Source organism: Nocardiopsis lucentensis DSM 44048 (genome assembly GCF_000341125.1).
Classification (GTDB): domain Bacteria; phylum Actinomycetota; class Actinomycetes; order Streptosporangiales; family Streptosporangiaceae; genus Nocardiopsis; species Nocardiopsis lucentensis.
Genome location: NZ_ANBC01000790.1, coordinates 1 through 5,395, shown reverse-complemented (window position 1 = coordinate 5,395; position 5,395 = coordinate 1). Strand labels below are relative to the sequence as shown.

Below are 5,395 nucleotides of genomic sequence, written 5' to 3'. Positions count from 1 at the left end.
GCCCCCGGCCCCGCCGGTGACTCGGCGGCCCCGCCCGTCCTCCACGGGGCGCGCCGGGTCCTGCGGGCCTACGACTCCCGGGGGCGCATCCTGGGCGGGCGGCTGGTCGAGGCGTCCCGGGGCCGGAAGGGGGCGCTTGAGGTCGACGACGCCCTGCGTGAGCTGTTCGCCGACCCGCGGGTCGCGCTCGCGCACGCCCGCGCGGTCGAGTTCGGCTGCTTCCTCGTCGAGTTTCGCCGGGGCGCCCCGGCCTGACGTGGCGGGGCGCCCCGCTCAGGCGGCGGGCGGGTAGCCGTCGTAGTCGTTCCATGTGGGCTCGGCGGTCATCAGTTCCCGCCAGGTGGGCCACCGCCCTCCCGTCGTCTGGCGGACGAGCTCCCCAGCGAAGGTGAACGGCGGTGCCTTGTGCGGCTTGGCGAGCGCCTGCCCGACGATCGCGTCGTTGAGCACCGCCGCCCCGTGCAGACGGGGCAGCACGGCGTGCACCCGTGCGACGAACTCCTCCGGGAGCGCGGGTCCTCCCGGGCCGAGGGGCCCCAGGTCGAACCCGGCTCCGGCGGTCACCAGGGCGATCTCGGGACGCTTGCGGGTGGCGATGTGGGGACTCAGGTGGAGCGCGATCGCGTCCCAGACGACCTCCACCCGATCGTCGGCGAGTCCCCGGTCGGAGAGGAACTCGGCTGCCAGGTCGGCTCCGTCGACGTCGAAGGTCTGGTCCCGATCACCCTCGTCGCTGAGGCCGGCGTCGTGCAACACGCACCCGAGGTAGAGGAGTTCGTCGTCGTAGTCGTGCCTGGGGCGCAGGCCCTGGTGCTCGCCGAGGTGGCGCCCGTACAGGTAGGTGCGCACGCTGTGGTTGAAGACCGCCGGGTGCTCGGCGTCGCGGGCGAAGCGCGTCGCGCTCAGCGCCAGGTCGGTGTCGGGCAGGTCCAGGCCGTCGTACTCGGGCATGGGGTGGGGCTTGGTCATGGGTTCTTCCTCCGTGCGTTCGTGGGTGGGGCGGCGGTCAGGCGTGGTCGCCGGGGCGGACGATCATGAGCACGACGACGGTCGCCCACAGGAGGTTGAAGACCCCCGTGACCATCGAGAGCCTGCTCAGCGCCTTCACGTCGCCCGGTACCGCCAGGGCCCGCCGCTGGCGCGGGTGGATCTGCCAGGCCAGAAGGACGGCCGCGGCCGCGGTGAGGGCCATGGAGACGTTGACCCAGATCTCGCCCATCCGCCCCTGCGCGACGGCCAGGGCGATTCCGGCCATGGGGACGAGGGCGCCGAGGAACGAGTAGACCCGGGTGACGCGGTGCAGTGACAGCGCGACCCGTCGGCTCCGCTCGTCCTCGGACGGGACGGCGGCACCTGGCGGTGCCCCGGCGGCGGGTGCGGACACCGGTTCGGCCACCGGCGCGTACCGCGGGAACAGACTCGTGGCGACGGCGACTCCCCCGACGAACACGATGCTCGCCAGGACGTGGACGGACAGCAGGACGTTCTCCACCGTTTCTCCCTCCAACCTTCAGATTGCCTGAAGCCTACCCTGAGCTTCAGCCATGTTGAAGGTGGGGGTGGAAAAGGGCCGGGAACCGTCCCGCGCCAGCGGGAACCGGGTCAGCCGCCCGAGGCGAACGCCCTGCGGATGGTGCGCGCGATCTCCTGCGGAACCGGGTCCGCCTCCGGCCCGAACATTCGCTCGTCCACGCCGACGATCACCTCGTGCGCCCGGCCGAGCAGAGCGGCGCCCTCCGACGTCAACTCGATCTCCGACGCGGACCCGGCTCGGGCGGTGAGGTCGCGCACCAGCCCGGCGGACTGGAGCGCCCTGATCCCGGTGTGCACGCTCTGCACCGTGACCCCGCCCATCCGGGCGAGCTCGCTGAACGACGCCCCCGGCAGGCTGGCGACGTGGCCGAGCAGGGCGAGCCGTGCGACGGTCAGGTCCAGCGGCGCGAGCGCGGTGTTGAGTTCGGCCTCGACGCGGCGCGCCAACGTCAACACGATGATGGAGGGGCTCGTCACCGGCGGTTCGGGGCGGGTGTTGTCGGTGCTCACCGTTCCAGTCTNGGCGGGCCCCCCGCCTCCCACCGTCACCGGCCCCGGCCCCGGCCCCGGGGCCGAGGCCGGTGACGGTCGTGTCGACCGGTCGATCCGTCGACTCCACGGCGAATCACCATGTCGACATCCGCCGCGAACCCCGCACCCCGTCTTCTCACCCGACTCCAACCTTGGGTCCGATCCCGCCTCCCACCTGGGCTTCTCTCCGGTACTCCCAGGAAACTCCCAGGAAGTTCTCCCCCGCGTCACACACATGTCGACTTGTGTCCCTCTCGACGTCACCACGAGAGGAGGGCACCCGACGTGCGACCACCACGAGCCCCGAGGAGCGCCGGACCCGACGGCGGACCCGGCGACACCGGCCACCGGCTGCGGACGTCGAGCACCCTGCACGCGTTCAACCGGTACGAACTCAAGTACCTGGTCCCCGTGTCCAGGGTGGCCGACGTGCGGGCCGAGCTCGCCGCCCGCATGAGCGCCGACCGGAACGGCGGAGGACGGGGATACGGCGTCTGGAGCGTCTACTACGACACCCGTTCGCTGCGCTTCTACCACGAGAAGATCGAGGGGCTGCGGTTCCGCCGGAAGCTGCGCGTACGCCGCTACGGCGAGGTCGGAGCGGCCCCGGAGGACACGCCCGTGTCGGTGGAGATCAAGCAGCGGGTCAACCGCGTCACGCAGAAGCGCCGCGTGCTCCTCCCCTACGACGTGGCGAGGAACCTGTGCGACCGGCGTGTCAGGGTCGAGCACGCCGACACCGACCAGGCCTTCGTCGAGGAGGTCCTCGACCTGGTCCACCGGCTCGACCTGCGTCCCACCGCCATGACCGGGTACCGCCGCGAGCCCTACGTCGGCACCGGAGCCGACCTCGGTCTGCGCGTGACCCTCGACCACCGCGTCCGCGGCCGCGACCGCGACTTCGACCTGCGCGCGGAAGCGGAGAGCCGCTACATCGTCGACCCCCACCTCGTGGTGATGGAGGTCAAGGCCAACGAGCGCGCGCCCTACTGGGTGACGGACATGGCCGCACGGCTCGATCTCCAGGTCGAACGGATCTCCAAGTACTGCCAGAGCGTGGAGGCCTTCGGGATGGCGCCGCGCTCGGTCTTCCACGTCCCGGAGGGGGACGGATCCGAGCACGGCCCCGTCCCCGCGCGGCACGGCCCCGTTCACGACACCGGGAGCGCCGACCTCCACCCCCTCCACTCCTGACCGCACCGACCCCGAGAGCACACCATGAACCTCGACTTCGGCATCACCGACCTGTCCGGCACGTTCAGTGTCACGGACGTGGTCCTCGCACTCTCACTGGCCTTCGTGACCAGCCTCGTGGTGGCCTGGACCTACCGCTCCACGCACCGCAACATCTCCTACAGCCAGAGCTACGTCCACACCCTGGTCATCCTGGGCATGCTGATCGCCCTGATCATGCTGGTGGTCGGCTCCAACATCGCCCGCGCGTTCGCCCTCGTCGGCGCGCTGTCCGTGGTCCGCTTCCGCAACGCGATCAAGGAGACCCGCGACGTCGGGTTCATCTTCCTGGTCATGGGAGTGGGGATGGCCTGCGGTACCCGCTTCTACACGCTGGCGATCATCGCCACCCTGGTCATCTGCGCGGTCATCGTGCTCATGCACCGCTTCAACTGGTTCGCGCTGAACGTCCAGCGCCAGGTCGTCAAGGCGCAGGTCCCCGCCGACGGCACCGACTACGAGCCCGCGATCGACGACGTCCTCGTCCGGTGCACCGACGAGTACGAACTGATCAGCACCGAGACCGTGCGCGGCGGCGCCCTGGTGGAAATGGCCTACACGGCACGTCTGAAGAAGGGCGTCCGGGCGGGTGACGTGATCGAGCGGCTGCGCGCGCTCAACTCCGGTCAGAAGGTCACCGTCCTGACCGGATACGACCAGACGGACCTGTGATCGCGATGGCCGACGACGACCTCGGGCCGCGCCGGACGCGGTACACCCGTCTGCGCCACCGGATCCCCGTACGGGTCCGCCAACACTGGAGGGCGGCAGCGGCCGTGCTCGTGGCCCTGACCGTCCTCGTCCTGGTCTTCGGCGGGGCGAGGGTCCGTCCCTACGTCACGTCCGAGCTCGTCTCGGCGGACACCGTGACCAACGGCATCGAGGGCGCCGCGGACCCGTTCGACGGCGGGGAGCACACCATCGAGGTGACCTTCGACGAGTCCGAGTACGAGGAGATGCTGGAGACCTTCCGTGAGGAGGGGGAGAAGGAGTACATCCGGGCGGACGTCGTCATCGACGGGACCGCGATCACCGACGTCGGGCTTCGGCTCAAGGGCAACTCGACCCTCATGAGTCTGCGCCAGGACGGCGGCGGGGACGGGGAGGAGGCGGGCACCGGTCGGGCCGGTGGCGGGATGAACATGACCACCCTGTCCGACGACCGGCCCGAGACGCTCCCGTGGTTGATCAGCTTCGACGAGTTCGCCGAGGGCCGCGCCTACGAGGGGCACACCGAGATCGCGCTGCGCCCGGCGACCTCGGCCTCGGACACCGCGCTCAACGAGGCCCTGGCCCTGGAACTGACCGCCGCGGACGGGCAGACCACGCAGGACTACACGTTCACCTCCGTCACGGTCAACGGCGGGGACACGGCGGTCCGCATCCTCCTGGACGCGCCCGACGCCGTGTGGGCGGACTCCCTCGGCGATGGCGTCCTCTACAAGGGCAGGGCCGAGGGGTCCCTGGAGTACCTGGGCGGTGACCCCACCGATTACGAGGACGCCTTCAAGCAGATCAACGACGAGGGAGGATACGACCTCCAGCCCGTCATGGACCTGTTGGAGTTCATCGGGGAGGCGGACGACGAGGAGTTCGCCCAGGAGCTCGACACGTACCTGGACACCGAGGCCTTCGCCCGCTACCTGGCCCTCCAGGACCTCATCTCCAACGGCGACGCCATGGACGGCCCCGGCAACAACTACTACCTCTGGTACGACACGGAGGGGGAGCGGTTCACCGTGCTGTCCTGGGACCTGAACGGGGCCTTCAACGCGATGGGCATGGGGCCCGGCGCGGGCGGGGCGGCGGAGACAGGCACGGGCGAGGACGTCGGAGCGCGGGCGCCCGGAGGGTGGCGGACGCCTGAGGGGATGGAACCGCCCGGCGGAGCGGAACCGCCCGAGGGGATGGAGCTTCCTGAGGGGATGGAGGTGCCCGACGCCGCGGAGGCCCCCGGCGGTATGGGCGGTCGGGGCAGCGGGGAACTCAAGGAACGGTTCCTGGCCGACGCCGGCTTCGAGGCGCTCTACCAGCAGGCGTACGCGGATCTGTACGAGGACCTGATCGCGAGCGGCACCGCCGTCGCCCTGCTGGAGGA

7 protein-coding genes are annotated in these 5,395 nt (G+C 70.8%); 4 read left to right on the top strand and 3 right to left on the bottom strand.

Translation table 11 applies throughout. The annotated features are described in order from the left end of the window. Nucleotides 1-255, top strand: a 255-nt coding sequence (locus D471_RS0127660) for a DUF1203 domain-containing protein (protein ID WP_017601625.1), incomplete at its 5' end; no start/stop codon positions are given. Nucleotides 256-273: 18 nt separating this feature from the next. Here the strand turns inward: D471_RS0127660 and D471_RS36575 are convergent. The 3 genes from D471_RS36575 to D471_RS0127645 form a co-directional block, all read right to left on the bottom strand. Then, the gene (locus D471_RS36575) at nucleotides 274-969 is read right to left on the bottom strand and encodes an HD domain-containing protein (protein ID WP_017601624.1); all 696 of its coding nucleotides are present in this window, start codon (nucleotides 967-969) and stop codon (nucleotides 274-276) included. A 37-nt stretch (nucleotides 970-1,006) separates the two neighbouring features. Beyond that, a complete protein-coding gene (locus tag D471_RS0127650; RefSeq protein ID WP_017601623.1) occupies nucleotides 1,007-1,492 on the bottom strand; it encodes a hypothetical protein in 486 nt (161 codons plus the stop codon). Between the two features lie 110 nt (nucleotides 1,493-1,602). Further along, nucleotides 1,603-2,043 (bottom strand): MarR family winged helix-turn-helix transcriptional regulator, encoded by a 441-nt coding sequence (locus D471_RS0127645; protein WP_017601622.1) that lies wholly within the window; start codon nucleotides 2,041-2,043, stop codon nucleotides 1,603-1,605. A gap of 306 nt (nucleotides 2,044-2,349) precedes the next feature. Between D471_RS0127645 and D471_RS0127640 the strand changes: the two genes are divergently transcribed. The 3 genes from D471_RS0127640 to D471_RS36570 form a co-directional block, all read left to right on the top strand. Further along, complete coding sequence (locus tag D471_RS0127640; RefSeq protein WP_017601621.1) at nucleotides 2,350-3,258, top strand: polyphosphate polymerase domain-containing protein; 909 nt, start codon at nucleotides 2,350-2,352, stop codon at nucleotides 3,256-3,258. 24 nt (nucleotides 3,259-3,282) lie between these two features. After that, nucleotides 3,283-3,969 carry a DUF4956 domain-containing protein gene (locus tag D471_RS0127635; protein ID WP_017601620.1) on the top strand — a complete coding sequence of 229 codons (687 nt, stop codon included), beginning with the start codon at nucleotides 3,283-3,285 and terminating at the stop codon, nucleotides 3,967-3,969. A 5-nt stretch (nucleotides 3,970-3,974) separates the two neighbouring features. Next, a partial coding sequence (locus D471_RS36570; RefSeq protein ID WP_083924352.1) for a CotH kinase family protein occupies nucleotides 3,975-5,395 on the top strand: 1,421 nt, incomplete at its 3' end.